This window comes from Anoxybacillus sp. UARK-01, from assembly GCF_002075365.1.
In the GTDB taxonomy this organism is placed as follows: domain Bacteria; phylum Bacillota; class Bacilli; order Bacillales; family Anoxybacillaceae; genus Anoxybacteroides; species Anoxybacteroides rupiense.
In genome coordinates this window covers 43,178-69,870 of sequence record NZ_NASY01000046.1, presented here as the reverse complement: position 1 = coordinate 69,870, position 26,693 = coordinate 43,178, and the positions used below count along the sequence as shown (strand labels likewise).

33 protein-coding genes and 1 rRNA gene are annotated in these 26,693 nt (G+C 41.7%); 3 read left to right on the top strand and 31 right to left on the bottom strand.

Annotation, left to right across the window (positions count from 1 at the left end):
* From B6A27_RS18840 to B6A27_RS19120, 3 genes are all read right to left on the bottom strand, one after another.
* A 16S ribosomal RNA gene (locus tag B6A27_RS18840) occupies positions 1 to 580 on the bottom strand; the annotation flags it as partial.
* Positions 581 to 1,044: 464 nt separating this feature from the next.
* Positions 1,045 to 1,221: an IS3 family transposase gene (locus B6A27_RS19390; RefSeq protein WP_080862230.1), complete on the bottom strand. Its 177-nt coding sequence runs from the start codon at positions 1,219 to 1,221 to the stop codon at positions 1,045 to 1,047.
* Positions 1,222 to 1,408: 187 nt separating this feature from the next.
* Positions 1,409 to 1,567, bottom strand: coding sequence for a hypothetical protein (locus tag B6A27_RS19120; RefSeq protein ID WP_236631840.1), 159 nt, complete (start codon positions 1,565 to 1,567; stop codon positions 1,409 to 1,411).
* A 514-nt stretch (positions 1,568 to 2,081) separates the two neighbouring features.
* On the opposite strand from B6A27_RS19120, the gene pdaB reads away from it, so the two are divergent.
* Positions 2,082 to 2,891, top strand: coding sequence for a polysaccharide deacetylase family sporulation protein PdaB (gene pdaB / locus B6A27_RS12085; protein WP_080862229.1), 810 nt, complete (start codon positions 2,082 to 2,084; stop codon positions 2,889 to 2,891).
* Positions 2,892 to 3,122: 231 nt separating this feature from the next.
* Here the strand turns inward: pdaB and B6A27_RS12080 are convergent, their stop codons facing one another.
* Positions 3,123 to 3,722, bottom strand: a complete 600-nt coding sequence (locus B6A27_RS12080; protein ID WP_044744920.1) for a KinB-signaling pathway activation protein — start codon at positions 3,720 to 3,722, stop codon at positions 3,123 to 3,125.
* Positions 3,723 to 3,874: 152 nt separating this feature from the next.
* Between B6A27_RS12080 and gerD the strand changes: the two genes are divergently transcribed.
* Positions 3,875 to 4,501, top strand: coding sequence for a spore germination lipoprotein GerD (gene gerD, locus B6A27_RS12075; protein ID WP_044744919.1), 627 nt, complete (start codon positions 3,875 to 3,877; stop codon positions 4,499 to 4,501).
* 263 nt (positions 4,502 to 4,764) lie between these two features.
* Here the strand turns inward: gerD and B6A27_RS12070 are convergent, their stop codons facing one another.
* The 3 genes from B6A27_RS12070 to B6A27_RS12060 all read right to left on the bottom strand — a co-directional run bounded on the left by B6A27_RS12070 (position 4,765) and on the right by B6A27_RS12060 (position 7,289).
* Complete coding sequence (locus tag B6A27_RS12070; protein WP_044744918.1) at positions 4,765 to 5,781, bottom strand: Mrp/NBP35 family ATP-binding protein; 1,017 nt, start codon at positions 5,779 to 5,781, stop codon at positions 4,765 to 4,767.
* A gap of 284 nt (positions 5,782 to 6,065) precedes the next feature.
* Positions 6,066 to 6,758 carry an N-acetylmuramoyl-L-alanine amidase CwlD gene (gene cwlD / locus B6A27_RS12065; RefSeq protein WP_369818780.1) on the bottom strand — a complete coding sequence of 231 codons (693 nt, stop codon included), beginning with the start codon at positions 6,756 to 6,758 and terminating at the stop codon, positions 6,066 to 6,068.
* A 90-nt stretch (positions 6,759 to 6,848) separates the two neighbouring features.
* On the bottom strand, positions 6,849 to 7,289 hold the full coding sequence (locus tag B6A27_RS12060) for a DUF2521 family protein (protein ID WP_044744916.1): 441 nt from the start codon (positions 7,287 to 7,289) through the stop codon (positions 6,849 to 6,851).
* Between the two features lie 362 nt (positions 7,290 to 7,651).
* Here B6A27_RS12060 and B6A27_RS12055 point away from each other — a divergent pair, with 362 nt between their 5' ends.
* Entirely contained in the window at positions 7,652 to 8,740 is a 1,089-nt protein-coding gene (locus B6A27_RS12055; protein WP_066150276.1) for a glycosyltransferase, read from the top strand.
* 59 nt (positions 8,741 to 8,799) lie between these two features.
* Here the strand turns inward: B6A27_RS12055 and B6A27_RS12050 are convergent, their stop codons facing one another.
* The 24 genes from B6A27_RS12050 to rpsE all read right to left on the bottom strand — a co-directional run bounded on the left by B6A27_RS12050 (position 8,800) and on the right by rpsE (position 26,684).
* Positions 8,800 to 9,879, bottom strand: coding sequence for a polysaccharide pyruvyl transferase family protein (locus B6A27_RS12050; RefSeq protein WP_236631841.1), 1,080 nt, complete (start codon positions 9,877 to 9,879; stop codon positions 8,800 to 8,802).
* Between the two features lie 386 nt (positions 9,880 to 10,265).
* Complete coding sequence (locus B6A27_RS12045; RefSeq protein ID WP_080862227.1) at positions 10,266 to 11,297, bottom strand: glycosyltransferase family 2 protein; 1,032 nt, start codon at positions 11,295 to 11,297, stop codon at positions 10,266 to 10,268.
* Between the two features lie 37 nt (positions 11,298 to 11,334).
* On the bottom strand, positions 11,335 to 11,811 hold the full coding sequence (locus B6A27_RS12040) for a hypothetical protein (protein ID WP_066150267.1): 477 nt from the start codon (positions 11,809 to 11,811) through the stop codon (positions 11,335 to 11,337).
* A gap of 59 nt (positions 11,812 to 11,870) precedes the next feature.
* Positions 11,871 to 12,335: an alpha-helical endospore appendage domain-containing protein gene (locus B6A27_RS18835; protein WP_197431029.1), complete on the bottom strand. Its 465-nt coding sequence runs from the start codon at positions 12,333 to 12,335 to the stop codon at positions 11,871 to 11,873.
* A gap of 307 nt (positions 12,336 to 12,642) precedes the next feature.
* A complete protein-coding gene (locus B6A27_RS12030; RefSeq protein ID WP_080862226.1) occupies positions 12,643 to 14,592 on the bottom strand; it encodes an alpha-helical endospore appendage domain-containing protein in 1,950 nt (649 codons plus the stop codon).
* Between the two features lie 426 nt (positions 14,593 to 15,018).
* On the bottom strand, positions 15,019 to 15,411 hold the full coding sequence (gene rpsI, locus B6A27_RS12025; protein ID WP_044744035.1) for a 30S ribosomal protein S9: 393 nt from the start codon (positions 15,409 to 15,411) through the stop codon (positions 15,019 to 15,021).
* 21 nt (positions 15,412 to 15,432) lie between these two features.
* On the bottom strand, positions 15,433 to 15,870 hold the full coding sequence (gene rplM, locus B6A27_RS12020; protein WP_044744036.1) for a 50S ribosomal protein L13: 438 nt from the start codon (positions 15,868 to 15,870) through the stop codon (positions 15,433 to 15,435).
* A gap of 151 nt (positions 15,871 to 16,021) precedes the next feature.
* Positions 16,022 to 16,765 (bottom strand): tRNA pseudouridine(38-40) synthase TruA, encoded by a 744-nt coding sequence (truA, locus tag B6A27_RS12015; protein ID WP_066150261.1) that lies wholly within the window; start codon positions 16,763 to 16,765, stop codon positions 16,022 to 16,024.
* A 14-nt stretch (positions 16,766 to 16,779) separates the two neighbouring features.
* Complete coding sequence (locus tag B6A27_RS12010; RefSeq protein WP_044744038.1) at positions 16,780 to 17,574, bottom strand: energy-coupling factor transporter transmembrane component T family protein; 795 nt, start codon at positions 17,572 to 17,574, stop codon at positions 16,780 to 16,782.
* Positions 17,567 to 18,439, bottom strand: coding sequence for an energy-coupling factor ABC transporter ATP-binding protein (locus B6A27_RS12005; RefSeq protein ID WP_080862225.1), 873 nt, complete (start codon positions 18,437 to 18,439; stop codon positions 17,567 to 17,569). Before B6A27_RS12005 ends, B6A27_RS12010 begins: the two co-directional genes overlap by 8 nt.
* Positions 18,415 to 19,254 carry an energy-coupling factor ABC transporter ATP-binding protein gene (locus tag B6A27_RS12000; RefSeq protein ID WP_080862224.1) on the bottom strand — a complete coding sequence of 280 codons (840 nt, stop codon included), beginning with the start codon at positions 19,252 to 19,254 and terminating at the stop codon, positions 18,415 to 18,417. Before B6A27_RS12000 ends, B6A27_RS12005 begins: the two co-directional genes overlap by 25 nt.
* Positions 19,255 to 19,738: 484 nt before the next feature.
* Positions 19,739 to 20,101, bottom strand: a complete 363-nt coding sequence (rplQ, locus tag B6A27_RS11995) for a 50S ribosomal protein L17 (protein ID WP_080862223.1) — start codon at positions 20,099 to 20,101, stop codon at positions 19,739 to 19,741.
* 64 nt (positions 20,102 to 20,165) lie between these two features.
* Complete coding sequence (locus B6A27_RS11990; RefSeq protein WP_066150252.1) at positions 20,166 to 21,110, bottom strand: DNA-directed RNA polymerase subunit alpha; 945 nt, start codon at positions 21,108 to 21,110, stop codon at positions 20,166 to 20,168.
* Between the two features lie 177 nt (positions 21,111 to 21,287).
* The gene (rpsK, locus tag B6A27_RS11985) at positions 21,288 to 21,677 is read right to left on the bottom strand and encodes a 30S ribosomal protein S11 (protein WP_066150249.1); all 390 of its coding nucleotides are present in this window, start codon (positions 21,675 to 21,677) and stop codon (positions 21,288 to 21,290) included.
* A gap of 25 nt (positions 21,678 to 21,702) precedes the next feature.
* Positions 21,703 to 22,068, bottom strand: a complete 366-nt coding sequence (gene rpsM, locus B6A27_RS11980) for a 30S ribosomal protein S13 (RefSeq protein ID WP_027410257.1) — start codon at positions 22,066 to 22,068, stop codon at positions 21,703 to 21,705.
* A gap of 22 nt (positions 22,069 to 22,090) precedes the next feature.
* Positions 22,091 to 22,204 (bottom strand): 50S ribosomal protein L36, encoded by a 114-nt coding sequence (rpmJ, locus tag B6A27_RS11975; RefSeq protein WP_000868344.1) that lies wholly within the window; start codon positions 22,202 to 22,204, stop codon positions 22,091 to 22,093.
* A gap of 34 nt (positions 22,205 to 22,238) precedes the next feature.
* On the bottom strand, positions 22,239 to 22,457 hold the full coding sequence (gene infA, locus B6A27_RS11970; protein ID WP_003178377.1) for a translation initiation factor IF-1: 219 nt from the start codon (positions 22,455 to 22,457) through the stop codon (positions 22,239 to 22,241).
* Complete coding sequence (locus B6A27_RS11965; protein ID WP_066150243.1) at positions 22,435 to 22,755, bottom strand: KOW domain-containing RNA-binding protein; 321 nt, start codon at positions 22,753 to 22,755, stop codon at positions 22,435 to 22,437. The genes infA and B6A27_RS11965 overlap by 23 nt, the downstream gene beginning before the upstream one ends.
* Before the next feature lie 15 nt (positions 22,756 to 22,770).
* Positions 22,771 to 23,517, bottom strand: coding sequence for a type I methionyl aminopeptidase (gene map / locus B6A27_RS11960; RefSeq protein WP_044744043.1), 747 nt, complete (start codon positions 23,515 to 23,517; stop codon positions 22,771 to 22,773).
* Complete coding sequence (locus B6A27_RS11955; RefSeq protein WP_066150238.1) at positions 23,517 to 24,167, bottom strand: adenylate kinase; 651 nt, start codon at positions 24,165 to 24,167, stop codon at positions 23,517 to 23,519. Before B6A27_RS11955 ends, map begins: the two co-directional genes overlap by 1 nt.
* 57 nt (positions 24,168 to 24,224) lie before the next feature.
* Positions 24,225 to 25,517, bottom strand: a complete 1,293-nt coding sequence (secY, locus tag B6A27_RS11950; protein ID WP_066150236.1) for a preprotein translocase subunit SecY — start codon at positions 25,515 to 25,517, stop codon at positions 24,225 to 24,227.
* Positions 25,517 to 25,957 (bottom strand): 50S ribosomal protein L15, encoded by a 441-nt coding sequence (rplO, locus tag B6A27_RS11945; protein ID WP_044744046.1) that lies wholly within the window; start codon positions 25,955 to 25,957, stop codon positions 25,517 to 25,519. The genes secY and rplO overlap by 1 nt, the downstream gene beginning before the upstream one ends.
* A gap of 23 nt (positions 25,958 to 25,980) precedes the next feature.
* The gene (gene rpmD / locus B6A27_RS11940; protein ID WP_044744047.1) at positions 25,981 to 26,169 is read right to left on the bottom strand and encodes a 50S ribosomal protein L30; all 189 of its coding nucleotides are present in this window, start codon (positions 26,167 to 26,169) and stop codon (positions 25,981 to 25,983) included.
* A gap of 14 nt (positions 26,170 to 26,183) precedes the next feature.
* A complete protein-coding gene (rpsE, locus tag B6A27_RS11935; RefSeq protein ID WP_044744048.1) occupies positions 26,184 to 26,684 on the bottom strand; it encodes a 30S ribosomal protein S5 in 501 nt (166 codons plus the stop codon).
* Positions 26,685 to 26,693: the final 9 nt, after the last annotated feature.

Genomic DNA, 26,693 nt, shown 5'->3' with positions numbered 1-26,693 from the left:
GACAGCAATAATTCCGGACAACGCTTGCCACCTACGTATTACCGCGGCTGCTGGCACGTAGTTAGCCGTGGCTTTCTCGTTAGGTACCGTCAAGGTACGGCCCTATTCGAACCGCACTTGTTCTTCCCTAACAACAGAGCTTTACAATCCGAAGACCTTCTTCGCTCACGCGGCGTTGCTCCGTCAGACTTTCGTCCATTGCGGAAGATTCCCTACTGCTGCCTCCCGTAGGAGTCTGGGCCGTGTCTCAGTCCCAGTGTGGCCGATCACCCTCTCAGGTCGGCTACGCATCGTCGCCTTGGTGAGCCGTTACCTCACCAACTAGCTAATGCGCCGCGGGCCCATCCGTAAGTGACAGCCGAAGCCGCCTTTCAACTAAAGACCATGCGGTCTTCAGGGTTATCGGGTATTAGCTCCGGTTTCCCGAAGTTATCCCCGTCTTACGGGCAGGTTGCCCACGTGTTACTCACCCGTCCGCCGCTAACCAAACAGAAGCAAGCTTCTATTCGGTCCGCTCGACTTGCATGTATTAGGCACGCCGCCAGCGTTCGTCCTGAGCCAGGATCAAACTCTCCAAAAGAAAGTTGATTGGCTATTATCTTATTTCGGTTGACCATACCGAAATTTTTCGATTAACGCTTCGTTTTGTTCAGTTTTCAAAGAACATTTTGTCTTATTAGCGACTTTTTTATACTACCATGATGATCATTATCTTGTCAATCATATTTTTTATAACTTTCGACGACGTTTCATAATATAACATTTCCAAATTTTAATGTCAATCATTTTTATACGATTATGATTTTCTTTTCCATTTAATCAGCATTCTTTTTATGATGCAATAAAAACAGGATAAATCCAAAATTTTGACCATAACTGAAAAATGAAGTGACCCCTGTCAAGTAGACAGTTATAAAAAAGACTAGGCAACCAGTGTGTTCCGGTATTCTATCGGTGCACACTGGCTTAATTTTTTCTGAAAGCATTCATGATTATAAAACCATACTGTAGTTGTCAATGGCTTGATAGAGTTCTTGTTCTGTTTTACACGGAGAAATAGACTCGCTTATGATTCACATGGAATCCTTCTTTTCTCAAAGCGACTTGCATTCTCGGATAGCCGTAAAAAGGACAGGAACGATGAATCGCCAATAGGTGCTCCTTTAGGATCTGATCTCTTTGTTGCCGTGTCTCTCTCTTCCTCTCTGTACTACACACCATTTGTAATAACCGGCACGAGAAATCTCAGCGATTTCTACTAACCAAGTCAATGGATACGGTTGTTTTAGCTCATGAATGATCTCAAAGCGACTCCGTTTTGGAATCCCCCCTCCCTGTGAAGATTGGGTACTGCTTTTTTAGATACTTTACCTGCGCTTTCAAGTAATCCCGTTCTTCCTCCATACTGTTAAATTTCGTTTGGGGACGACCAACCAATGGATTCCTGTTCACTTGTTTTCCCCCGTTGATCGCCAAGAGATTCTCCATTACGACACTTTTTCACCCATACCTTTACTTGGGTACAGCTTGGAATGTCCAATTTCTTCGCAACCGCTTGACAGCTCATTCCCTCATTCTCATACATCTTTGTGTGAATTCCGCCGTATAACCGTGAAATGTTTGTCCTTTTCGTGCCATAAAAAATTCCCTCCAAGTATAGTGAAACACCCAACGATTAAAAATGGGCTTTTTACATTGTCTACTTAAAGGGGATAATATCACAACATAGAGTCGACTTTATCGATTATAGAGAGTCGGGAGAAGAAACAGGCTGCTTCATTCGACTGAAGCCATAATAAAAAACGGTAAGTGAATAGCGAACAATCCATCTGCATGCTTTAACATTATATAAATTTTAAGAACTCATGTTCTTCAGCATTAGCCCTCTATCACACGTTCATATAATAAAAAACCCTACGACCGCGGGAAAAAATTCTCCATCTTTCTTTTTTAGAGCTGGCCCGCTCAATTCCCCTTCTTAGACAAATCATTCACTTATTTTCGCTGTCTTTCTCTATTCGTAAAACATAAGCTCTCAAAAAATGCTGTATCGTTTCATAATTCGATATGACAAGCATAAGATGGTCATAACAGGGGTTGATGAAATAAAAAAAGGGGGGAGAACCGTGAATCATCGTTTTTATGCTTTAAATGGTCGTTCGTTAAAGAAAGGACTTATTATTATTTTAGCAGCATTTTTCACCGCTTTTGTTTTATATGTAGAGAAAATCAATCTTTCGGTATTTTCAACATCTAGCGGCCCCAAAGCGATATATAAAGCCGAAAAGCGCGCTAACGAAATCGCTCTAACCTTTGATATTAGCTGGGGAGATCAGTACGCCTTAACGATTCTAGAGGAACTTAAAAAGAACCGAATTAAAAATGCAACTTTTTTTCTATCCGCTTCATGGGCCGAAAGCCATCCACAAATTGTGAAACGGATTCAAGAGGACGGACATGAAATCGGAAGTATGGGCTACAACTACATAGATTATACTCAGCTTGAAGATGCTCAAATAAGACAGGATTTAATGAAAGCCAAAAAAGTATTTGATACCCTTGGATTAAAAAAAGTAACGTTATTGCGGCCACCAAGCGGCCAATTTAATACAAAAGTGTTAAAAATCGCTGATTCTTTAGGCTATTCTGTTGTTCATTGGAGCATTGACTCAAAAGATTGGCTAAATCCGGGCGTCAATCATATTGTCAAAAATGTCGTTCATGATATGAAAGCTGGTGATATTATCTTGCTTCACGCTTCTGATTCTGCCAAACAAACCCCTCAAGCATTGCCGCAAATTGTGGAAGCAATGAAAAAGAACGGTTATCGAAATGTCAGCATTTCTGAGCTCATCGAAAACGGCCAAACGCAAAGCAAAGACGTGAATTAACTCATGCGTAAAGAGGCTTTTCTGTCTTCAGATCGTTAAAATTCAGCCACTATGTTTAAAGGAGGCTTTGAGTGAATCGACAAGCCTCCCTCGTTTTTTATATAATATGGCACACTCCCTCATGCTTCGATACCAATAATGAATGTAAATGGTATCCGTAAAAGAAGTTGCGATTTACCTTTGCCAAACGCACGTGTGATCCAACGCGCGCTCAAACGGATTCACTATGAGTTAAGCATCTTTTGTCAGCTTATGAAGAATCAACAATTGGTAAGCATTGCAAACGAGCAAAGGAATTAACATCAAATATAGCCAGTTTTCATCGTTGATGCGTAACGCCGGAAACCATTCAATGATCGTTACAACTGTCATAAAAAATAAAGAAGGAATAAATGCTTCTTTGTTTGTTTGTTGTCTTTTAACAGCGGCAACAATCACGCCTACGAGCAAAATTCCCAATGCAATCAGTATGTAGCTAATAATGGATTCTCCATCCTTCGCAAACAGCTGATAACGAAAATATATTAAATCAAATAAAACAAAGGCAATCAAAACGATTTGTACCGAATTCCAAAGAGCTACAGACCGGAAAATTCCTAAGCCAAACCGATGAACGGTTAAATAAGCAAAAAAACCCATTTGACTGACTACGCTAAAAATAAAGCCAAAACCAATAAACCATACTAAAACAGCAAATAGTTCACCAATCTTAAACTCAATAAACAGCTTTTCATATTCACTCCAGCGAATAATAAAACCAGCTAACGCTGTTGTGATTCCACCAATTCCTAACGTCGTCAAAAATAACCGAACCCATTTGCGGCTGTTCACACCCTAAACCTCCATCATTTCTCAAGTATTCCTTTAAAATTTTATCAGTCGTTCCTTAAAAACGCTAGCGCTGAATTGGTTCAGCGTATATTTTTTTAGCGGAACATCATATTAAAGATAAGGAACTTTTGCAGAAAGGAGCTTATTACTACATGAAAAATTGGACACTGCTCCTCTTAGTAAGTTTTTTTATTGTTCTTAGTTCTTGCGCTCCACAAGAAAGCAGTCCAGCTCCACCTGATTATGATCAAATCAAAAAAATGGTTGTTGATATTTTAAAAACAGATGAAGGAAAAAAGGCGATTCAAGATGTCATGACAGAAGATAAAGTAAAGCAGCAAATGATTATGGATCAAGCGGTTGTAAAACAAACCATTGAACAAATTTTGACCTCGAAAAAAGGAGAAGAATTTTGGAAGACCATGTTTCAAGATCCAAAATTCGTTGAAAGCTTTGCTAAAAGCTTGAAGACCGAGCAAGAGAAAACTATAAAATCCTTGATGAAAGATCCTGAATACCAAGGAATGATGATAAACATTTTACAAAATCCTGAAATGGAAAAAGAGTTTTTAACTGTCTTAAAAAGCAAAGATTTTCGCAATCATCTTCAAACCGTTATGACAGAAACATTTGACAGTCCGCTATTCAAAGCAAAAATTCAAGATCTGTTAATGAAAGCCGCTGAAAATATGCAAACAACGAAAAAGCAAAGCGGTTCAAATGAAGATGGCGGAGAAAGCGAAGAAGGAGATGGCGATCAGCAAACCCAAAGCCAGTAGCTTTTTTCTAAGCTTATTGAATGCAAAACGAGAGACCGTACAAAAAGGACGGTCTCTCGTTATTCTGTTTGAAAGCGCTTTTCATCACGTGGCTTTTTCATACTCTTCCCCTCACACGTACACATCGTTTCACCGCAGAAAACTTCTCAATGGATAGGCTAGGAGCAAGCGGTCACACATTTCATCTACATGTTCTTAGAAACGGCAAATGTCCGCGTGAATATAAGGAAGCACTGTTCGGCTTATGTAAGCCGGCATAAAGATTAGCACTTCTTGGCTATTTTCTTTGCTATTTCCATGTATATTTTTCCAATCTGATGATCCTCTCCATATACGGAAGGCGCAAAATCATCATCGTTCCAATCTGGCTGCTGCAGTGGCAGCTGTCCAAGGAGCTCCGTTTGCAGTTCTTCAGCAAGCTTTTTACCGCCCCCTCGGCCAAACACATATTCTTTTTCACCGGTTAATTTGCTTTCAAAATATGACATATTCTCAATCACACCGATGATTTCATGTTCTGTGCGAAGCGCCATCGCCCCCGCCCGTGCAGCTACAAATGCGGCAGTCGGATGAGGGGTAGTAACGATAATTTCTTTACAAGCTGGGAGCATGGTATGAACATCTAAGGCAACATCTCCTGTTCCAGGAGGCAAGTCCAACAATAAGTAATCTAAATCTCCCCATTCCACTTCTTTAAAGAAATTGTTCAGCATTTTTCCTAACATCGGCCCGCGCCAAATCACCGGGGCATTATCTTCAACAAAAAATCCCATTGAAATGACTTTTACGCCAAATCGCTCCACAGGAATGATTTTCTCACCGCGCACAACGGGCCGCTCGGTAATGCCCATCATGTCGGGCACACTGAATCCATAGATATCGGCATCAACTAGCCCCACCTTTTTACCAATTCTTGCGAGCGAGACAGCAAGGTTGACGGAAACCGTTGATTTTCCAACTCCTCCTTTTCCGCTGGCAATGGCGATATATGTCGTTTGTTTTTTTGTTCCTTGATGCTTTGCCATTTCTTCTTCAGGCAATTGAGTAAATCGCAAACCGACAGATGTTGCTCCTGCGTTTTTAAGAGTTTGTACAATCGCTGTCTGTACTTGAAGCTGTTCGGCTGCTCCCGGCTGCGCTAAAGCAATCTTGACGCTTACGTGCCCTTTTTCCTGTTTAATTTTGATTTCCTGAATCGCATTTGTTTCTTTAAAAGGCTTATTTAAATACGGATCTTGTATGTTTTCTAACAATGCTTGTACATCTTGTTCGGTTATCATGATTCATCACCAGCCCTTTTTATGTATTCGTTATCATATTTTTACTATATCATATCTATTGATGATCTTAACATATTGAACCTCTCCGTCTGCAGATAGGGCACACTGATTTATAAGAAAAATGCAAAAAAGGAACAAATCCTCTCTGAAAAAGGAACATGTGCAGCCAGCTCCTGAGCTTAGAACCAAATTCTGCTTCGGATGGTTTTCTGATCATTGAACCAGTTGATTGTGCCGATTTTTCAAAACACGCTCCATATGAAACGTAAAAATAAAATCCTCCCTTAATCAGGAGGAGTTTTTTCATTAGAAAAATAGCGCAGTACTCCTTTATAAATAGAAGCGGCAAGCTTGGTTTGGTATGGATCGGAATTAAGTAGCTCGCGTTCTTCCGGATTCGAAAGAAATCCTACTTCCACAAGTGCCCCTGGCTTTTTTGCATATTTCAGCAAATAAACCGTATCGAGTATTTTCGCAGAACGGTCTGTGTTCTCTAAATTGCGACGTAGTTCAGCTTGAATAAATTTAGCGACCCTCTCGTTTTCAATGTATGTTCCATAATAAAATGTTTGTGCTCCTTTCCATTTCGGAGATGGAATAGCATTCAAATGAATGCTGATAAATAAATCTGCTTCGGATTCATTAATCATCTGAACACGCTTTTTTAAATCCTCCGCTTTCCGGCGGCTATATCCTTTTGTATCCTCTGCCGCTAGATCTCGATCATCCTCACGTGTTAAAAGAACAAGCGCCCCTTGTTGCTGCAAATAATCGCGCAATTTTTTCGCCACATCGAGCGCAATATCCTTCTCTAATACTTTTCCGCCGCCAACTGCTCCGCCATCTGGACCGCCATGTCCAGGATCTAAAATAATAATTCTCCCTGAAAGAGGCAGATTCCACGACTTCATAGAATGGACATCCAAAATGACATATTGAAAAATGATCGCAAATAGGACGATACTTGCACCGATCATCCATAACATTCGCTTCCGCTTCATCTTTTCTCCTCCTGCGTTTTCCCTTCATTATCTTATATGGGACAAGAGAAGAAAGTAGAACCCCTTTTAGCGGAGTTTTAAGCGCCAGCGTTTTTTTCCTTTTTCAAATCCTTCGGTCCACCAGCTGGAAATATAACCTTCACACGTATAATATAATGGCTCGCCGATATGAATATCGTTAAGATCTGTCCAAAAGCATAAAAAATCAAACAAAGCATCGGTCAAGTATTTTTCCTCATGCTGTGAACGTTTTTTGACCAATTCAATCGGCTCGCCATAATAGCCAAATCGGCTGTAGCTCGCCCCAAGTAAATAGGCTTCTATCGCCATGTCAATACATCCATCTTCCACCGCTGAGGGAAAGGTGGACTTCCCTTGGAAAAAAGGACGAAAGGATTCAGATGCTTGCTTTTGCAATTTTTCTAACGATAGCTCACGGAGCATTTTTCGCTCATATTTGATCTCTTTTTCCCTTTTCTTTTCTTTAAAAGATGTGATCACACTCATTTGCTTTCACACTCCTTTAGAATATAGTGTCCTACCGTTGAATCGGAAACATGCGTCGAAAAGCGCTGTCACCGATGAAAAAAAATCCCAAGTGGAACGGAGTTTGATATACATCCTGCTGTACCAACGTTTGTCTCAAGTAATGACCTGATTTCGATGGTCGGATGATCAGCTGTTCGGCGCTCGATCACGCTTTTTTGATGCGACGAAAACAAGCTGGTGGCTTTGCCCCCGAATATCGCTAAAAAACCACACAAAATGTTTAATTAAACATTCATCTCGCTGTGTTCTTACAGTATTGAACCAAATACTGTCATCATATATTAAGTAATATGACTACACATTTGGCAGGTGATCGCTACATGTACAAAATTAGCTTATGTATGATTGTCAAAAATGAAGAAGAGGTACTTCGGCAATGCCTTACTAGCGTCAAGGATTTATGTGATGAAATCATTATTGTTGACACGGGTTCAACTGATAAAACAAAAGAAATCGCCCAAGAATTCACACAGAAAATATTTGATTTTGAATGGATTGATGATTTTTCCGCAGCCAGAAACTTCGCTTTCAGTAAAGCCACCATGGATTATATATTTTGGATGGATGCAGACGACATCCTATTGGAAGAAGACCAAAAAAAATTTAAACAACTTAAAGCAGAGCTCGATGGTGCTGTGGATGCAGTTTCCATGATATACAATATTGCTTTTGATGAAGCTGGAAACCCGACATTTAGCTACAGAAGAAATCGCTTAGTCAAAAGAGCGCGAAATTTTAAATGGATCGGAGCGGTTCATGAGTATTTAGAAGTCGGAGGAAATATTCTTTCATCAGACATTGCCATTACACATAGAAAATCAGAAAAGTCAAATGGAAATTTGCAAAGCAGCCGCAATCTAACGATATACGAAAACCGGCTCAAAAAAGGAGAGACTTTTACTCCAAGAGATTTATTTTATTATGCTAATGAATTAAAGGATCATGGGCAGTTTGAAAAAGCAATCGAATACTATCAAAAGTTTCTGGAAACGAAAAAAGGATGGATTGAAGATGAAATTCGCGCGTGCATTCATTTAGCGTCATGTTACAGACATTTAGGCAATACGGAAAAAGAAATTGAGGCCCTTGTTCAGTCCATTATGTATGATGTCCCTAGACCGGAAGTCTCTTGCCGACTTGGAGATTTATACAAAGAAAGAGGCATATTCAAAAAGGCCATCATCTGGTATCGATTAGCACTTGAAGTAGACCTTAACGATTCTTTAGGGTTTAGGGAAAACAGCTACTCGACATGGTATCCACATCTGCAATTATGTGTCTGCTATTGGCACATTGGGGAAAAGGAGCTTTCGTTTGCTCATCATAATGAGGCGAAGAAGTATAAGCCCACAGATCCGCAAATTCAATATAATGAAAACTTCTTTAAGGAAAACTTCAGCAAAAACTAACTAGATCAATGAAAGCCCTCGATATGAAGTGTCATATCGGGGCTATTTTTTGGCCGATATTAGAGGTATAAATGGTTTTCAAACGGTACGCGAATCCTCTTACTATATAAAGATTGAAACATTTTCATTTTACTGATAATCGCCGTTTGATCCTTCATGATCTTGGATTCCAAATGTAAAATTTGTTCCGTAATGTCGTCCTGATCCGTCGAAATGATATAGTCTTCAAGATCTACTGACTTGATAAAGTCAAATACCTTAAATCGATACCCTAACGCAATAAATGGAACATGGGAAGCTAAAGAAAGATAGTTCGCATGTAATTTAAAATTAATTGTGAAAGCAAAATGTTGAATGATATTCATTAGTTCCTCTTGATTATATAGTGTTTTATCCAAAATGGCAGATTGTTTATTGTGTAACTTGCTGTATAGCCGTTCAGCCGCTTCTAAATCCGCATTCCAAACAATAAACAAGTACACTTTATACCCTTGGTCCATTAATTGATTTAAGGCTCTCGCCAACTGATTTTCAACTTCTATTTCATTTTGGCCATAAATGAAATTATAGGTCGTTCCCCAATTAACCCCGATCATTTTCCCTTGATGATGAAATGGAGGGACTTGATCACCATCTAGATTACGGTTAGTTAACAGAAACCCGGGATCTCCGCTCACTTGGATATTTTTCACTCCAAAATTTTGCAACACCTTTGAAGTTAACGGCCCTCGCACTCCAACCCATGCACTTTCCTCAAACACTTCTCTTGTTTTTAATTTAAAATCATCTGAAACCACAAGCGGTATTTCTTCATGATTTTCTAATTGTTGAATATAGGATTTCGGCACCCAATCAATTCCTGTTCCCCAGATCATGATTTTTTTATTCAATGACAAAGCTTGATGTAAAATATCAACAGTATAAGGATGAACAAAATAAGGTTCTCTGCTTAAAATGGATCCCCCTCCTAAAACAATGAGATCATACTCTTTAAAAGAAACATTTTTGAGAAATTGATGTTCGATATTGGCGGATTCCAGTTTGTATGAACCATCCAGCTTTAAAAATTGCTGTTTAAATAAATCAAACATTAATTCGTCTCCTAGATTCTGATAGCCGATCCATCCAACATACAACACTTTCTTCAACGCAAATCCCCCCAACTCATACAAAATGAAAATCCAAAGAAATATACAAGGAGCCAAGCGGCATCTTTTCCGTATCAGTTAGACCAATTGGTATCACTCGATTCCTCGCTTTTTTGCCGTAGTCATCAGCTATTGGTTTGTTAATTAGAAAGCTCAACAAAAATCTTCTCAAGCAACAAAGGCTTTACAGGGAAATGAATTTGCCTGCTGGTGTTCTTATTCAAGGGAAGAGGCAGAAAAGTTGGGGTTTAGCTAAACCATTTTATGTTTTTAAGTAAACTAATGGATCATCAACACTGATGTTTCAATATCAAAATGACATTTATATAAAATTCCTTTGTTTGTACATAACCGCTTGTCACTTTTCTCTCTGATCCTCATTGATTCGATTGGGCAATTATTCTATTTAAGCATAATTCTTTGTATTTCAATGCTTTAAAGCTCCCCGTGCCTTTCAAAATAAGGTAATTCGGATGGCATTCACCAAGCTCTAGACACTTTTCGAATGAAGCCAATGCCTCTTGATACTTTCCTTTCTGAAATAAAATATAGCCCTTCATAAAATGCAGATCAACGTAATCCGGATATAACTGCAACGCCTTCTCAATGCCCGGCCAAGCTCCGTCGATGCTATTTGTTTCAAGCAAAATTGTGTATTTCAAGCGATAAATAATAGCAGGTGGTTTCGTTTGTTGACGCAAAAAATTTAGAATCGAAGCATTTACATAAAGGAAAGCTTTACTATAATCCTTTTCACGATAATATTCGCTTGCCAAATGGTATTCAATCCAAGGGCTGTGATGAGGAGTGTTTATTTCTTCCATTATCAACTCTTTATTTCGTGATGACTTATTTTTCCTTTCAGCAATTTCCTTTATATAGCCGTAATGATGAATAGGTGCATCGACAATATCAGAGGTATGATATGAGAGAATTTCTTCTGGAAGCTGAATCGTCTCGTGGATTCTGTTATAAAACCGAATACCCATATGATTGCGAAACAAACGAGGCTGATAATATAAAAAAAACTGATCTTCCTGAATCGGAAAATGATCTCCATAATAATTAAGAACAGGAAATAAAAGCACATGTGCGTTTGTCTGCACAACCGATTGCTCGACCAAGCGCTCTTGATTAGATTCGAGCTGCTCATCGGCGTCCATCCATAAAATCCAATCACCGCTGGCTTGTAAAAGTCCAAAATTTCTAGCCTCAGCAAAATGATGGTTCCATTCATAATGGTATATCTTTGCCTGGAATTTTTCACAGATAGATAAAGTGCCATCAGTAGATCCCGTATCAACGATAATGATTTCACTGACTAATTTGCTTACGCTAGCCAAACATTGCTCGATAAAGTCTTCCTCATTTTTTACGATCATACATAACGAAATAGCGGGAAACTTCATTGCTGCATCACACCCTTTATCCTGATATTCCGAAATATTAACGATTGCTTAGATATTTAGGCTTCCATGGAGGAGGTAGCGAGGCATCGACTACGACTTTGATATTTTGCACATCAGGTGAGTAATAATAGGATAATATTTTCCTGATAACCTTCTCAAAAAGCTGTTTGTGCTCTTGTTTAAAAAATGGATGTTGTTGGATTAAACTCATTAAACATTTTAAATCATGATAACTTTCGTTGTTTTTACTAAAAAAGGATAATTTTTCTGATAACATCCCTATTTCTTGAAAAAAGAACTGTTGCTCATACAGATACATATGGATTTTTTCAATCAACTCCAGAGAGTTAAGGATAACCCTTTCAGTATAAATTTGTTTTTGTCGGGAAGAAGTACGGCAAGAAATGGTGAAAAAATAATGAATGATAAATTGAAAAAAGAAATGAAAATATTTGAAGTAATTGATTTTGCTTTGAATGATTTTATCTTGCACAGATGCGTATTTACTTCGCATTTACTTCCCACCCCACATTTAATCATGTCTCACGAACTACACCTAGTAAATGTTTAACTTCATTTTTCATTACATCCATCATCACAGCCACACGGATAATATCTATCAAGACAATCAGGGCATGGTGGCTCCTCATCACATTCATCTGGATCTTGACTAGGGCATTTTTCACAGCACGTATCACGGTCCAATAAAATGATATCTTCTAGTCTGAATTGCAGTAATATTTGTGATTTGACTACAGCGCGAAGGGTACGATTGATACTTTCGTTTATTTTTAAATAATCATTTAAATTGTTAGGATCTGTATTTAAAAAAGCTTGAAGCTTTTCGGCTTCTGCGTTCAAAATATTTGATAATCCAATTTCTTCAAGAGCAATGGATGATAATAATAAGTCGATGGTTTCACATCGTTCTAATGATATAATCGGTGTAATGTTTGGAATATTGGGGAGCGACATATTTCGTTTACCTCCTAAATAAGCTTTTTGTTCCGAATCCTTTACAGGTTTTCCTTTCATCATAAGTCCAAGAATGATGGATGCTCTTTTGCTCGCTAGACATTCCATACATGCAGTTTTTCAATTGAGAACAAAACAAAGAAAGATGGGCCATGCTTTGATCGATAATGGTCTCATCAAGAGGTCTCTTGAAACAATGAGTTCTGTAGCAACCAATCGCTCCTCACCTGTGCCATCTTCCCTGACGCTTTCTATTTCATGCATTTGCCTATATCATATGTAAAAAATAAGCAGATGTTACCCCAGTAGAAAATATGTTAAAAATAAAAAAGCTGGTATGCCATGATGCATCCAGCTTTTCTCACTTGAATTAAGCGATTTGGTGTACAGACCAAACAATTCCAGACGATGTACCACCTAAATTTAACCCGATTGTTAAACCATTTGCGACATAAAATAATCCGATTTGATCCCCTGCTGTCAGTTCAACGTCTCCACTTAATGTAACAGTGCCGCTTCCAAGAACGGCTCTTAAAGTTAAAACTAATGCGACGTTCACGTTTAATACAGGGAATAGGCCCGTTATTAAGTCTGTCGTGGTAGGGGCAATACGCCTGACAACAAACGCTGGATTTACACCTGCTCCTAAACTGATAGTCAGTGCAGCAGATGTCTGATAATTAATAGTGGCTGAAATAGAATATCGACCCGTTGCTGGAACTGTATAGGTTCCTGTCACTTCATTAAAGCTAGGATTATCATAATAAGGGGACGATACGGTCCATCCACCAATCTGAGTAGAAGCCGTAACCCCTGGCGCAGTAGTGAATGCAGAAAAACCATTTGCTGCAAACACCGGACCCGTTGCTCCTGTTGGACCTGTTGCTCCCGTCGCTCCCGTCGGACCCGTTGCTCCTGTCGCTCCCGTCGGACCCGTCGCTCCTGTTGGACCCGTCGCTCCCGTTGGACCCGTCGCTCCTGTTGGACCGATTGGACCCGTCGCTCCTGTTGGACCGATTGGACCCGTCGGACCCGTCGCTCCCGTCGGACCCGTTGCTCCTGCTGGACCCACTGGACCCGTTGCTCCTGTCGCTCCCGTCGGACCCGTCGCTCCTGTTGCTCCCGTTGGACCCGTCGGACCCGTCGCTCCTGCTGGACCCGTCGGACCCGTCGCTCCTGCTGGACCCGTCGCTCCCGTTGGACCCGTCGGACCCGTTGCTCCTGTCGCTCCCGTCGGACCCGTTGCTCCTGCTGGACCCACTGGACCCGTTGCTCCTGTTGGACCCGTCGGACCCGTCGCTCCTGTTGCTCCCGTTGGACCCGTCGGACCCGTCGCTCCTGCTGGACCCGTCGGACCCGTCGCTCCTGCTGGACCCGTTGCTCCTGTCGCTCCCGTCGGACCCGTCGCTCCTGTTGGACCCGTTGCTCCTGCTGGACCCACTGGACCCGTTGCTCCTGTCGCTCCCGTCGCTCCTGTTGGACCCGTCGCTCCTGCTGGACCCACTGGACCTGTTGCTCCCGTCGGACCCGTTGCTCCTGTCGCTCCCGTCGGACCCGTCGCTCCTGTTGGACCCGTTGCTCCTGCTGGACCCACTGGACCTGTTGCTCCCGTCGGACCCGTCGCTCCTGTCGCTCCCGTTGGACCCGTTGCTCCTGTCGCTCCCGTCGCTCCCGTTGGACCAGTTGGACCCGTTGCTCCCGTCGCTCCTGCTGGACCCACTGGACCTGTTGCTCCCGTCGCTCCCGTTGGACCGGTTGGACCCGTTGCTCCTGTCGCTCCCGTCGCTCCCGTCGCTCCTGTTGGACCCGTCGGACCCGTCGCTCCTGTTGGACCCGTCGGACCCGTCGCTCCTGTTGGACCCGTCGCTCCTGCTGGACCCACTGGACCTGTTGCTCCCGTCGGACCCGTTGCTCCCGTCGCTCCCGTCGGACCCGTTGGACCCGTCGGACCCGTTGCTCCCGTTGGACCCGTCGGACCCGTTGCTCCCGTTGGACCCGTCGCTCCCGTCGGACCAATCCCTCCGCTCGGCATAATTTGAGTAACTTGGCGCAATTTGTTATCCAATAATAATTCCTTCTTCATTGCCATCGCCAACGTACTTTGAACACTCTCATTGATTTCTAATATATCTTCAAGTGTCGATGGCGTTGGCAATCCAGGAATGGTACCTAAAGCATATTGAATTTTTTCTCCTTCTGCATTTACAATATGTGCTATTCCTATTTCCTCCATCGCTATTGAAGCTAAAAGCAAATTGATGACATCATCTCGATTTAAAGAAATAGTTGGAGTAATATTTGGTAAATTAGGCTGTGACACTTCTTTCCCTCCACTCGTATTTTTGACGGTTACAGACTTCTCTTCTTAACGATCCATTGCTATAAAACCGTCATCCATAATCAACTCAATACAAGCCGTAATCACTACCCACTATTCTGAGCATATCGACAAATAGATCTTTAACTATCGCCCTGCCATAACACCACCTATTCATAACTCAAATCAATATCTTCTTTAAGTTATTCAATAGTAGAACAAATAGTGTAGGATAATTTCCATTTGTTTGTTAAATTTTCCAAATTAGGCATTCGTCTTATGAAGAGCACATGAAAATACAAGAGAAAATGATTAGGGAACAAATCCATTGAAGAACAAGAAAGGATGATTAGCTGGGGAAAAGGTTGGCCCAAACAAAATAAAAAGACTCTCGAACCATAAAAAGATCGAGAGTCCTGCTTTGAAATATTAACGTTTTGAGAATTGTGGTGCACGACGAGCGCCTTTGAGACCGTATTTTTTACGCTCTTTCATGCGTGCATCGCGAGTTAATAAGCCAGCACGTTTTAATGGTTGACGGTACTCTGGATCTACCTCTAATAACGCGCGAGCAATGCCGTGGCGAATAGCGCCTGCTTGGCCAGAGAAGCCGCCTCCATGTACGTTAACTAATACATCATAGCTGCCTAATGTTTCTGTCAATACAAGCGGCTGTTTTACCACTTCAATCAAAGCCTGAGATGGAATGTACTCTTGAATATCACGATTATTGATGACAATACGTCCGTCACCAGGAACTAAGCGTACACGTGCAACAGAACTTTTGCGACGGCCTGTGCCATAATATTGTACCTGTGCCAAAATAATACCCTCCTTAATCGATTATCCGCGAAGTTCGTAAACTTCTGGTTTTTGTGCTTGATGTGGATGTTCGCTTCCTCTGTAAACATGCAATTTTTTAAACATTTGACGGCCAAGGCGACCTTTTGGAAGCATGCCGCGAATAGCTCCTTCAAGCATTTTCTCAGGATAGTTTGTACGCATTTCAAGCGCTGTTCTTACTTTTAATCCACCTGGATGCAAGCTGTGGCGGTAATATAGCTTATCCGTTAATTTGTTCCCAGTTAATTCAATTTTCTCTGCATTAATAATAATAACATGATCACCAGTATCAACATGTGGTGTGAAAGTTGGTTTATGCTTGCCGCGTAAAATTGCCGCAACTTCGCTTGCAAGACGACCTAACGTTTTGCCTTCAGCGTCAACAACGTACCATTTACGTTCTACTTCGTTTGGCTTTGCCATATAAGTTGTACGCATGATTTTCCCTCCTAAAATAAAAAATAAACGAAACGTTATATATTTATCTGAACACGATTATTTTTCCGGGGCTAATCGTGGCTCTAAAATACATACCATATGATATGATATCTCTTTCCGTTGCCAATGTCAAGAAAATGTTACACCAGGATTAGTTGTCATAAAACACCTGCCATAAGTAGAGTCCATGCGGGGGGGCCGTTCTTCCCGACAGGCGGCGATCTCTTCCTTCTAAAATGGAAGGAATGCAGCTCCAGTGCCTTTTTCCTTGCCCGATTTCCAGCATCGTACCAACAAGGATTCGAACCATATTATATAAAAAACCGTTCCCGATCCATTGAAACTCTATGCCATCATCCGCTACAAGCAGATTCGCTTCATAAATGGTCCGTACCCGATCCTCTATCTCGGTTTTTGCCGAACAAAAGCTGGTAAAATCATGAGTTCCCTTCACAAGCTGTAGTGCTTGCTTTATTGCTTCATCGTTAAGCGGATACGGATAATGATAAGAATAATAGCGAGAAAATACATCTTGTTCAGATGCTGTCCTGATTTTATAACGGTATTCTTTTCCCACTGCGCTAAATCTAGCATGAAACGAAGCATTTACTTCTTGTACTTGGCGAATCACAATATCATCTGGCAACATGGCATTCAGCGCTTTTTTCCATCCTTCTGTCGGAAGCTGCAATGGCGAATCAAAATGAATGACTTGTCCATATGCGTGAACACCTGCATCCGTTCTTCCTGACGCAACTACCCGGATCGGATCTCCTTTATGCATCTGTAATAAAACGCGTTCTAATTCCCCTTGTACCGTTCTTTGGTTAGGTTGAATCTGATATCCACCAAAATGCGTTCCATCATAAGAAATAATACATTTCCAACGTTTCATGTTTCCATTCTCCATTAAGATCGCAATAAAAATAATGCAGCAGCTAATATAGCAACGGCTAACAGCAAGACTGTGTCGATCCCCTTCCATGTCAAGACGCGATATTTAGTGCGCCCTTCTCCCCCTCGATATCCTCGTGCCTCCATTGCGATTGCCAGCTCTTCCGCACGTTTAAAGGAGTGGATAAATAATGGGACCAGCAATGAAACAATCGCTTTCATCCTTTCACCCAACGGCCCGCCGTAAAAATCAACACCCCTAGCCGCCTGTGCCTTCATAATTTTCTCTGTTTCATCCATTAATGTAGGAATAAAACGAAGGGAAATAGACATCATGAGCGCTAGTTCATGGACAGGTATACGAAATCGTTTTAATGGGCCAAATAAGCTTTCGATGGCGTCTGTTACCTCGATCGGAGTGGTTGAAAGCGTCAGCAAGGTAGTGATGAGAACGAACAAGAGAAAACGAAGGGAAATAAATATCCCTTGTTGAATCCCGCCTTCATAAATGGCAAATGGTCCAATCTGATACAGAACACTTCCCTCTTTCGTCATAAAAACATGAAGTAAAAAAGTGAACAATACAACCCAGAGAACGGGTTTGATTCCCTTTAAAACAAATAAAAACGGAACTTGCGATAAGAAAAGGAGCAAAAGCGTAAAAGCCGTTAAAATCGCATAAGTTACCCCATTATTTGCTAAAAAGACGATACCCACATAAAAAAATACTAAAAGAAGCTTAGCCCGAGGATCCATTCGATGGATCACAGAGTTACCTGGAACGTATCGCCCAATAATCATCTTATTCATGCTCATTCACCTTAGCGAATAGCTGCTTAATGCCTGCTATGAGTTGTTCCATTGTTAGACATGGGGAAGGAATTTCTTGTCCCACTTTCTCCTCGAGCCGTCGCTTTAACAACACCGTTTCCGGCACATCTAAGCCTAAATGCAGCAAAGAGTCCAAATCATGAAAAATTTGCTGCGGCGTTCCTGTTTTCCAAACCGTTCCCTTATGCATAACGACGATATAATCTGCATACTTTGCTGCATCTTCCATACTGTGAGTAACTAAAATCGTGGTTAGTTGTTTTTCGCGGTGCAGACGAGCGAACATCTCCATTAAATCTTTACGACCTTTTGGATCTAAACCTGCCGTTGGTTCATCTAAAACAATCACATCTGGTTCCATCGCTAATATACCCGCAATAGCAACACGGCGCATTTGGCCGCCGCTTAAATCAAACGGAGATTTATTCAGCACTTCCTCAGGCAGTCCGACTAATGAGAGAGCTACCTTGGCTCTCCTTTTCGCTTCCTCCTCTGAAACGCCAAAATTGATGGGGCCAAAACAAATATCTTTCTCTACCGTTTCCTCAAATAATTGATGTTCAGGAAATTGAAAAACAATTCCCACCTTTTGACGCAGTGGCTTCAGCTGTTTCGCTTGTTTGGCGCTATGAATGACATAATCACCAACGCATACCATACCTTTTGTTGGCTGCAATAGCCCATTTAAATGCTGCAGCAATGTAGATTTTCCAGATCCAGTATGGCCGATAATCGCCACGTAAGTGCCACTTTTTATCGATAAATTGACATCGTATAAAGCTCTTTGTGAAAACGGTGAATTCGCCTGATAAATATGTTCTACTTGTTCAAATACAATGTCCATAATTCATTCACCAGCCCCTCTAGCGACGCATCATTCAATTGAAGGGGAAGCCCCGCCTGCTTTAATTCATTTCTTATTTTAATGACAAAGGGAAGATCTAAACGAATTTCCTCCAGCTTTTCTCCCAAAGAGAAAATTTGCTGTGGTGTTCCCTCAGACATGGTCTCGCCACGGTTCATCACAATCATTTTATCCGCTTTCATCGCCTCTTCTAAATCGTGGGTGATAGAGATGACAGTCATATGGTGTTTCACTTTTAGCTTTTCGATGGCCCCAATAACCTCTCTCCTTCCGCGCGGATCAAGCATTGAGGTAGCCTCGTCTAAAATAATGATATCTGGCTGTAACGCAATCACTCCAGCAATAGCGACTCTCTGCTTTTGTCCCCCTGATAAATGATGAGGCTCTCTTAACAAAAATTCTTCCATTCCTACTTGCTGAATAGCAGACTTCACACGCTCAATCATCTGTTCCCGAGGAACTCCGTTATTTTCCAAACCAAAAGCAATGTCATCTTGCACAGTAGTTCCAACAAATTGATTGTCTGGATTTTGAAAAACGATGCCCATGCGTTTGCGAATACTCCAAATCGTTTCTTCATTTAGCAACTGATCAAATACTTTGATGATGCCGCTTTTCGGCTTTAATAGACCCATGAGAAGCTTCGCAATCGTCGATTTGCCAGAGCCATTATGGCCAACAATGGCGACCCATTCACCTTTTTTGATTTGAAAGCTAACATTGCGAATCGCATCATTCGGTTGATTAGGATATTGAAAGAAAAGATTTTCTACTGATACCGCTATTTCTTCCACTCTTCTTCTTCCTCTCATCTCGATCTATATAGATGCAACTTAGCCTCTTAACTTTTGCATGGATATGCAGTCATGGTAAGTTACATCTATACACCGTGGCGCTTGTTGAGCATTACGCGTATATGAAGGCTTTACCATTTGTCCCTGTGTGAGCTGGTGATGACCCGATTGCTTCGGCGGTTGCGTGACGGAACGACACCGCTTCCTCACAAATAGGTTGTCTGTAAAGAGGCTTATGGGTCGGCACCAAAGCGTGACCGAGACCAGTCATCTCCTTGTCTCCCAATCATCAATTTTTACACATACCGTTCGTTCCAAGTCATAGAACCCAAGGCTAACCAATGAAGCGATTGGATCTAACACCACGGAATATCTATCTCTACTCTTTACTCTACTACATCACATATTCAAAAGGGAAATAAAAAAAGGGCATAGATCCAGTTCAAAATAAACTGTCTCGCCCTTGTTAGTCAACCGAATCGTATTAAACGAGTTCAATAACAACCATTGGAGCGCCGTCGCCACGACGTGGTCCAAGTTTCATGATGCGAGTGTAGCCGCCTTGACGCTCTTGGTAGCGAGGAGCGATATCGCTAAATAATTTTTGAATCGCATCCTGACCAGTTTCTGTGTTTGCTACCTCTGGGCGGATAAATGCAGCTGCTTGACGACGAGCATGTAGATCGCCGCGTTTTCCTAAAGTAATCATTTTTTCTACTACAGAGCGCAATTCTTTTGCACGAGTTTCTGTCGTTTCAATGCGCTCATTAATAATTAAATCCGTAGCTAAGTCACGAAGTAACGCTTTACGTTGAGCGCTTGTGCGTCCTAATTTTCTGTATGACATGAGAGATGTCCCTCCTTTTTTGAATAACTTGTAACATGAAAATGCCTAGTTAATCAAATGTTAACTAGTCATCTTTACGCAACCCTAACCCTAGCTCCTCAAGCTTTGCTTTGACTTCCTCAAGGGATTTCCGTCCTAGGTTGCGCACTTTCATCATATCTTCTTCTGTTTTCTGTGCGAGCTCTTGAACAGTGTTGATTCCTGCACGCTTCAAGCAGTTATAGGAACGAACGGACAAATCGAGTTCCTCGATTGTCATTTCAAGCACTTTTTCCTTTTGGTCTTCTTCTTTTTCAACCATGATTTCTGCATTTTGTGCTTCATCTGTAAGACCGACGAAAATATTTAAGTGCTCTGTCAAAATTTTAGCGCCAAGAGCAACGGCTTCTTTCGGACCAATGCTTCCATCTGTCCATACATCCAGCGTTAACTTATCATAGTTGGTCACTTGCCCAACACGAGTGTTTTCTACTTGATAAGATACGCGCGATACCGGTGTATAAATCGAATCGATAGGGATAACACCTATTGGCTGATCCTCGCGTTTATTCGCATCAGCTGGAGTATACCCACGTCCGCGTCTTGCCGTCATTCTCATGCGAAGATGACCGCCTTCAGCAAGCGTAGCAATATGAAGATCCGGATTTAGTATCTCAACATCGCTGTCGTGAGTAATATCCGCAGCCGTGACAACTCCTTCACCCTGTACATCAATTTCAAGCGTCTTTTCTTCTTCAGAGTAAATTTTCAACGCAAGTTTTTTAATGTTTAAGATCATTGCTGTCACATCTTCTACGACGCCTTCAATTGTTGAAAACTCATGCAGTACACCATCTATTTGAATAGATGTCACAGCGGCACCAGGGAGTGAGGATAATAGGATACGACGTAAGGAGTTACCCAAAGTTGTACCATATCCACGCTCAAGTGGTTCAACGACGAATTTGCCATACTTGGCATCTTCGCTGATTTCAACCGTCTCGATTTTTGGCTTTTCGATTTCGATCATGATCTATACATACCCTCCTTCAAAACGTCGAAACCCCGACCAAACGATATGCGTCTAATCGAAATTCCCCCATGAATCAGTTCCCGAATGTGCGCATTAAATGAGTAAAGCTTCTCTGCTAGAAAACGATATCATATCCCATTATTGACAAGAGGATACAAAATCTATACAGAGAAATTAAACACGGCGACGTTTTGGCGGACGGCATCCATTATGTGGAACAGGAGTAACATCTTTAATTGCTGTAATTTCCAATCCAGCAGCTTGAAGTGCACGGATGGCAGCCTCACGACCAGCGCCAGGACCTTTTACGTTTACCTCAATAGTTTTCATACCATGCTCCATCGAAGCTTTCGCAGCTGCTTCTGCAGCCATTTGTGCCGCAAATGGAGTAGACTTACGAGAACCTTTGAACCCTAATGCACCAGCACTTGACCAAGAGATTGCATTGCCATGGACATCAGTAATTGTCACGATTGTATTGTTAAATGTAGAACGAATATGAGCAATACCTGATTCAATATTTTTTTTCACGCGGCGTTTGCGTGTATTTGTTTTACGTGCCATTCGTTCATGTACCTCCTTTGCCTAATTATTTTTTCTTATTCGCTACTGTGCGGCGCGGACCTTTACGTGTGCGAGCATTGTTTTTCGTATTTTGACCGCGAACTGGCAAGCCGCGGCGATGACGAAGGCCACGATAGCAGCCAATTTCCATCAGACGTTTAATATTTAAAGATACTTCACGACGAAGATCTCCTTCTACTTTTAAGCGGTCAACAATTTCACGGATTTTCCCTAATTCTTCTTCTGTTAAATCGCGAACGCGAGTATCTTCAGAAACACCTGCTTCTGCTAGAATTTTTTGTGCAGTTGGTTTACCGATACCGTAAATGTATGTTAAAGAAATAACTACACGTTTCTCACGAGGAATATCTACACCTGCAATACGTGCCATAATTTTTACACCTCCTTAAAAATTACCCTTGTTTTTGTTTGTGTTTTGGGTTTTCGCAAATTACCATAACTTTTCCACGTCTGCGAATGACTTTACATTTTTCGCAGATTGGTTTCACTGATGGTCTGACTTTCATGATTTTTTACCTCCTTGTTCATGCGGAGTACTGATTATTTATAACGGTACGTAATTCTGCCACGAGTTAAATCGTACGGAGATAATTCTACCGTAACTTTATCTCCAGGTAAAATACGAATGAAATGCATGCGAATTTTACCAGAAACATGTGCTAACACTGTGTGGCCATTTTCAAGCTCAACCTTAAACATTGCATTAGGCAATGTTTCAACAACTGTTCCTTCCACTTCAATTACATCGTCCTTCGCCATGGATCGGCTCTCCCTTCTTCGAATCAGTAACATATTTCATTAATGCATAACGCAATTTACCGTTTGTCACACGACCAGTTTCAAGGATGCTGTTTTTAACTTCCGGGGAAATAATGTCTAGCAACTTTATATGCTGGACATTCTTCTTTTTCGGGAAGTCAAACTTCCGCTTGCTTCCATCAGCAAGCAGAACAAACCGCTCATCAACGATTCCAACAACGACAGCATATTGCCCTGCTTCACGACCATGTGTAATCAACACAATTTGTCCGATTTGGCATGGTGAGCCTGTATGCAATGATTTCACCTTCGATTAGAGGGTAGTTAAAATCTCATAGCCGGTCTCTGTAATGGCGATTGTATGCTCAAAATGAGCGCACATTTTTCCGTCTACTGTTACAACTGTCCAATCATCTTCAAGCGTTCTTACATAACGGCTCCCCGCATTCACCATCGGTTCAATGCACAATACCATGCCTGGCTTCAGCCGTGGCCCTTTATTTGGCGGGCCATAATGTGGAATTTGCGGGTCTTCATGTAAGTTTTGACCAATTCCATGCCCGACATACTCGCGGACAATTGAAAAATGGTGTGCTTCTACATATGTTTGAATAGCATGAGAAATATTGGATAAGCGGACTCCTGGCTTCGCTTCCTTTAAACCTATATATAAAGATTGTTCCGTCACTTCTAGAAGCTTTTTCGTTTCGTCAGCAATTGGGCCGACTGGATACGTCCAAGCTGAATCAGCGTGGTAGCCATTATATTGAGCACCGATATCAATGCTAATGATATCGCCCTCTTCTAAAACGCGGTTACCAGGAATGCCGTGCACCAGCTCTTCATTCACTGAAGCGCAAATGCTACCCGGGAATCCGTTGTATCCTTTAAAAGAAGGAGTGGCTCCATGCTGGCGAATGACTTTTTCAGCGATTTGATCAAGCTCTTTAGTAGTGATTCCAGGCTGAATATGTTTTTGCAATTCTTGGTGAGTAAGGGCTACGATTCGCCCAGCTTCACGCATCACTTCGATTTCACGAGGGGTTTTGCAAATGATCATTACTTTAAGCCCCCAAGCAATTCACAAATATCCGCAAAAACCTGTTCAATTTCCTGTTGTCCGTTAATGTTGTGCAAATACCCTTTAGACTGATAAAAATCAAGCAACGGCTGTGCTTGCTTCATATTGACTTCCAAACGGTTCGCAACCGTTTCGGCATTGTCATCTGCACGCTGGTAAAGCTCTCCACCACACTTATCACAAACTCCTGATTGGGCAGGTGGATTGAATACTAAATGGTATGTGGCACCGCAGTCTTTGCAAATGCGTCTTCCTGTCAAACGTTCCATTAAAATTTCTTTATCTACTTGAATATTAATAACGGAATCAATCGAACGGCCAAGCTCCGTTAGCATGCTTTCTAATGCTTCCGCTTGAGCTACTGTTCGTGGGAACCCATCAAGCAAAAATCCTCTTTGGCAATCGTCTTTGCTTAAGCGTTCACGAACGATGCCGATTGTTACTTCGTCTGGTACAAGATCGCCACGATCCATGTATTCTTTAGCTTGTAATCCTAATGCTGTTCTTTCTTTAATAGCTGCTCGAAACATGTCTCCAGTTGAAATATGAGGAATCTCATATTTCTCCACAATTTTTTCTGCCTGTGTCCCTTTTCCGGCACCTGGCAATCCCATTAAAACTAAGTTCATCATAGTTCCCCCTCAACTCTAGTGAGGTAGAGGGAATGAACTCCCCCGCAAACCTCTTTACTTAATGAAACCTTTGTAATGTCGTTTAACTAATTGACTTTCAAGCTGCTTCATGGTTTCAAGCGCAACTCCAATCACAATCAGCAAGCTCGTTCCACCGATTCGAGCAGAATCTGGCAAATTAGCAACCTTGACAAAAAATACAGGAAGAACAGCGATTACTGCTAAAAATATTGAACCAACAAATGTGAGACGATAAAGAACTTTGGTTACGTATTCTTGAGTGTTTCTTCCTGGGCGAATGCCTGGAATATATCCACCTTGTTTTTTCAGATTGTCCGCCATTTGCTCCGGGTTCACTTGAACAAAGGCATAAAAGTACGTAAAGGCAATAATTAATGCCACATATATAATCATACCAACTGGCTGTGTATAATCAAACGTTTTCTTGATCCACAATGTTACATCATTCGAGCCGAAAAACGATGCAATTGTCGGTGGTGCAACAATAAACGACACCGCAAAAATAACAGGAATAACCCCTGCCGGATTTACTTTTAACGGCAAATGAGTAGAGTGACCGCCTACCGGACTGCGTCCCTCCAATCGCTTTGCATACTGAATTGGAATCTTTCTAAACGCTTGTTGAACGTAGATGACTCCAACAATGATGGCAATCACAGCTAAAGCGATAAGAAGCACCGTTACAATTCTTAAAAATAGTTGATCACCAGCGTTTTCAAACTGCTGGGCGTAAATTTGGTTAAGAGTAGAAGGGATTCCCGAAACGATACCCGCAAAGATGATAATGGAGATTCCGTTTCCTACTCCCTTTGCTGTAATTTGTTCTCCTAACCACATTAAAAACGATGTACCCGCAGTTAATACAAGCGCGATAAGCAAATATGTCGGCACTCCAGGATTTTTAATTAACATGCCATTTGTCATATTGTTAAAGCCGTATGACATACCGAATGCTTCGATGAAGCCAAGCACAATCGTAAAGTAGCGGGTAAACTGAGCTAATTTACGTCGTCCAACCTCTCCTTGTTTGGACCATTCCGTAAATTTAGGAACAACATCCATCTGTAGCAGCTGTACGATGATGGATGCTGTAATGTAAGGCATAACCCCCATAGCAAAAATGGAGAAGTTTTTTAAAGCCCCTCCCCCAAATGTATTGAGAACGCCGAACACATTTAACTGGTCTTGCATTTTCAATACATCAGCGTTCACGCTTGGAACAGGAATAAACGTCCCAATCCGGAACACAATGAGCATAAGGAGGGTGAACAGAATTTTCTTTCTTATGTCACCCACACGCATAAAGTTGGAGATTGTTCGAAACATTAAATCACCTCAGTTTTACCGCCAGCAGCTTCAATCGCTTCTTTTGCAGCAGAGGAGAATTTATGTGCTTTCACTGTTAATTTTTTCTCAATTTGACCATTTCCTAAAATTTTCAAACCAGCTTTTAGCTTGCTGATTACACCTGTTTCTAAAAGAAGCTCAGGTGTTACTTCTGTGCCATCTTCAAAGCGGTTGAGCGTATCAAGATTTACGATCGCATATTCTTTTCGATTGATGTTTGTAAAGCCGCGTTTTGGAAGACGACGGAATAAAGGAGTTTGACCACCTTCAAAACCAAGTCTTACACCGCCACCTGAACGAGCATTCTGTCCTTTGTGACCTTTACCAGACGTTTTACCGTTACCAGAACCGATACCACGACCCACACGGTTACGCTCTTTGCGGGAGCCTGGTGCTGGTTGTAATTCATGAAGTTTCATCGCGAGGCACCTCCTTATACTAATTATTGTTCTAGCTCTTGTACTTTCACAAGATGCGATACTTTATTAATCATTCCGCGAATCGCTGGATTATCGTTATGAACAACTGTTTGATGCAATTTTCGCAAACCTAAAGTTTTTACAGTGACACGTTGATCTTCAGGACGACCAATCACGCTGCGAGTGAGGGTAATCGCTAATTTTTTCGCCATTTGTATTTCCCTCCTTATCCTAACAGTTCCTCAACTGTTTTACCACGCAATTTTGCTACATCTTCTGCGCGTTTCAATTGTTTTAAGCCGTCGATTGTCGCGCGCACCATGTTGACAGGCGTGTTAGAACCGATGGATTTAGATAGAATGTCACTTACTCCTGCTAATTCAAGTACTGCACGAGCTGGACCACCTGCGATAACTCCTGTACCTTCAGAAGCCGGCTTTAAGATGATTTCACCCGCACCAAAGTGGCCGACTACTTCATGAGGAATGGTTGTACCAACGATCGGCACTGTAATCAAGTTTTTCTTAGCATCTTCAATCGCTTTGCGAATCGCATCTGGAACCTCTTGAGCCTTTCCAGTTCCAAATCCGACATGACCGTTCTTGTCACCAACAACAACAAGAGCAGCGAAACGGAATCGACGTCCACCTTTTACTACTTTTGCTACACGGTTAACGGCAACTACGCGTTCTTCAAGTTCAAGTTTATTTGGATCAATGCGACGCATCTCTGTCCC

Coding starts and splice junctions, on each gene's coding strand:
- B6A27_RS12040 (WP_066150267.1), bottom strand. CDS start 11,811: ATGCGAAGTAAATACGCATCTGTGCAAGATAAAATCATTCAAAGCAAA.
- rpmJ (WP_000868344.1), bottom strand. CDS start 22,204: ATGAAAGTCAGACCATCAGTGAAACCAATCTGCGAAAAATGTAAAGTC.
- B6A27_RS19390 (WP_080862230.1), bottom strand. CDS start 1,221: ATGGTGTGTAGTACAGAGAGGAAGAGAGAGACACGGCAACAAAGAGAT.
- rplQ (WP_080862223.1), bottom strand. CDS start 20,101: ATGTCATACAGAAAATTAGGACGCACAAGCGCTCAACGTAAAGCGTTA.
- rplM (WP_044744036.1), bottom strand. CDS start 15,870: ATGCGTACAACTTATATGGCAAAGCCAAACGAAGTAGAACGTAAATGG.
- B6A27_RS11955 (WP_066150238.1), bottom strand. CDS start 24,167: ATGAACTTAGTTTTAATGGGATTGCCAGGTGCCGGAAAAGGGACACAG.
- rplO (WP_044744046.1), bottom strand. CDS start 25,957: ATGAAACTTCATGAATTACAACCAGCACCAGGCTCCCGCAAAGAGCGT.
- truA (WP_066150261.1), bottom strand. CDS start 16,765: ATGAAACGTTGGAAATGTATTATTTCTTATGATGGAACGCATTTTGGT.
- B6A27_RS12005 (WP_080862225.1), bottom strand. CDS start 18,439: ATGGACATTGTATTTGAACAAGTAGAACATATTTATCAGGCGAATTCA.
- secY (WP_066150236.1), bottom strand. CDS start 25,517: ATGTTTCGAACAATCTCCAACTTTATGCGTGTGGGTGACATAAGAAAG.
- rpsK (WP_066150249.1), bottom strand. CDS start 21,677: ATGGCACGTAAAACAAATACACGCAAACGCCGCGTGAAAAAAAATATT.
- B6A27_RS12010 (WP_044744038.1), bottom strand. CDS start 17,574: ATGAATAAGATGATTATTGGGCGATACGTTCCAGGTAACTCTGTGATC.
- infA (WP_003178377.1), bottom strand. CDS start 22,457: ATGGCGAAGGACGATGTAATTGAAGTGGAAGGAACAGTTGTTGAAACA.
- rpmD (WP_044744047.1), bottom strand. CDS start 26,169: ATGGCGAAAAAATTAGCGATTACCCTCACTCGCAGCGTGATTGGTCGT.
- B6A27_RS18835 (WP_197431029.1), bottom strand. CDS start 12,335: ATGATGAAAGGAAAACCTGTAAAGGATTCGGAACAAAAAGCTTATTTA.
- B6A27_RS19120 (WP_236631840.1), bottom strand. CDS start 1,567: ATGAGCTGTCAAGCGGTTGCGAAGAAATTGGACATTCCAAGCTGTACC.
- B6A27_RS11990 (WP_066150252.1), bottom strand. CDS start 21,110: ATGATCGAAATCGAAAAGCCAAAAATCGAGACGGTTGAAATCAGCGAA.
- rpsE (WP_044744048.1), bottom strand. CDS start 26,684: ATGCGTCGCATTGATCCAAATAAACTTGAACTTGAAGAACGCGTAGTT.
- B6A27_RS12070 (WP_044744918.1), bottom strand. CDS start 5,781: ATGATAACCGAACAAGATGTACAAGCATTGTTAGAAAACATACAAGAT.
- B6A27_RS12055 (WP_066150276.1), top strand. CDS start 7,652: ATGTACAAAATTAGCTTATGTATGATTGTCAAAAATGAAGAAGAGGTA.
- pdaB (WP_080862229.1), top strand. CDS start 2,082: ATGGTCATAACAGGGGTTGATGAAATAAAAAAAGGGGGGAGAACCGTG.
- B6A27_RS12060 (WP_044744916.1), bottom strand. CDS start 7,289: ATGAGTGTGATCACATCTTTTAAAGAAAAGAAAAGGGAAAAAGAGATC.
- map (WP_044744043.1), bottom strand. CDS start 23,517: ATGATCATTTGCAAAACCCCTCGTGAAATCGAAGTGATGCGTGAAGCT.
- rpsM (WP_027410257.1), bottom strand. CDS start 22,068: ATGGCACGTATTGCAGGTGTAGATATTCCTCGTGAGAAACGTGTAGTT.
- gerD (WP_044744919.1), top strand. CDS start 3,875: ATGAAAAATTGGACACTGCTCCTCTTAGTAAGTTTTTTTATTGTTCTT.
- cwlD (WP_369818780.1), bottom strand. CDS start 6,758: ATGATCGGTGCAAGTATCGTCCTATTTGCGATCATTTTTCAATATGTC.
- B6A27_RS12045 (WP_080862227.1), bottom strand. CDS start 11,297: ATGAAGTTTCCCGCTATTTCGTTATGTATGATCGTAAAAAATGAGGAA.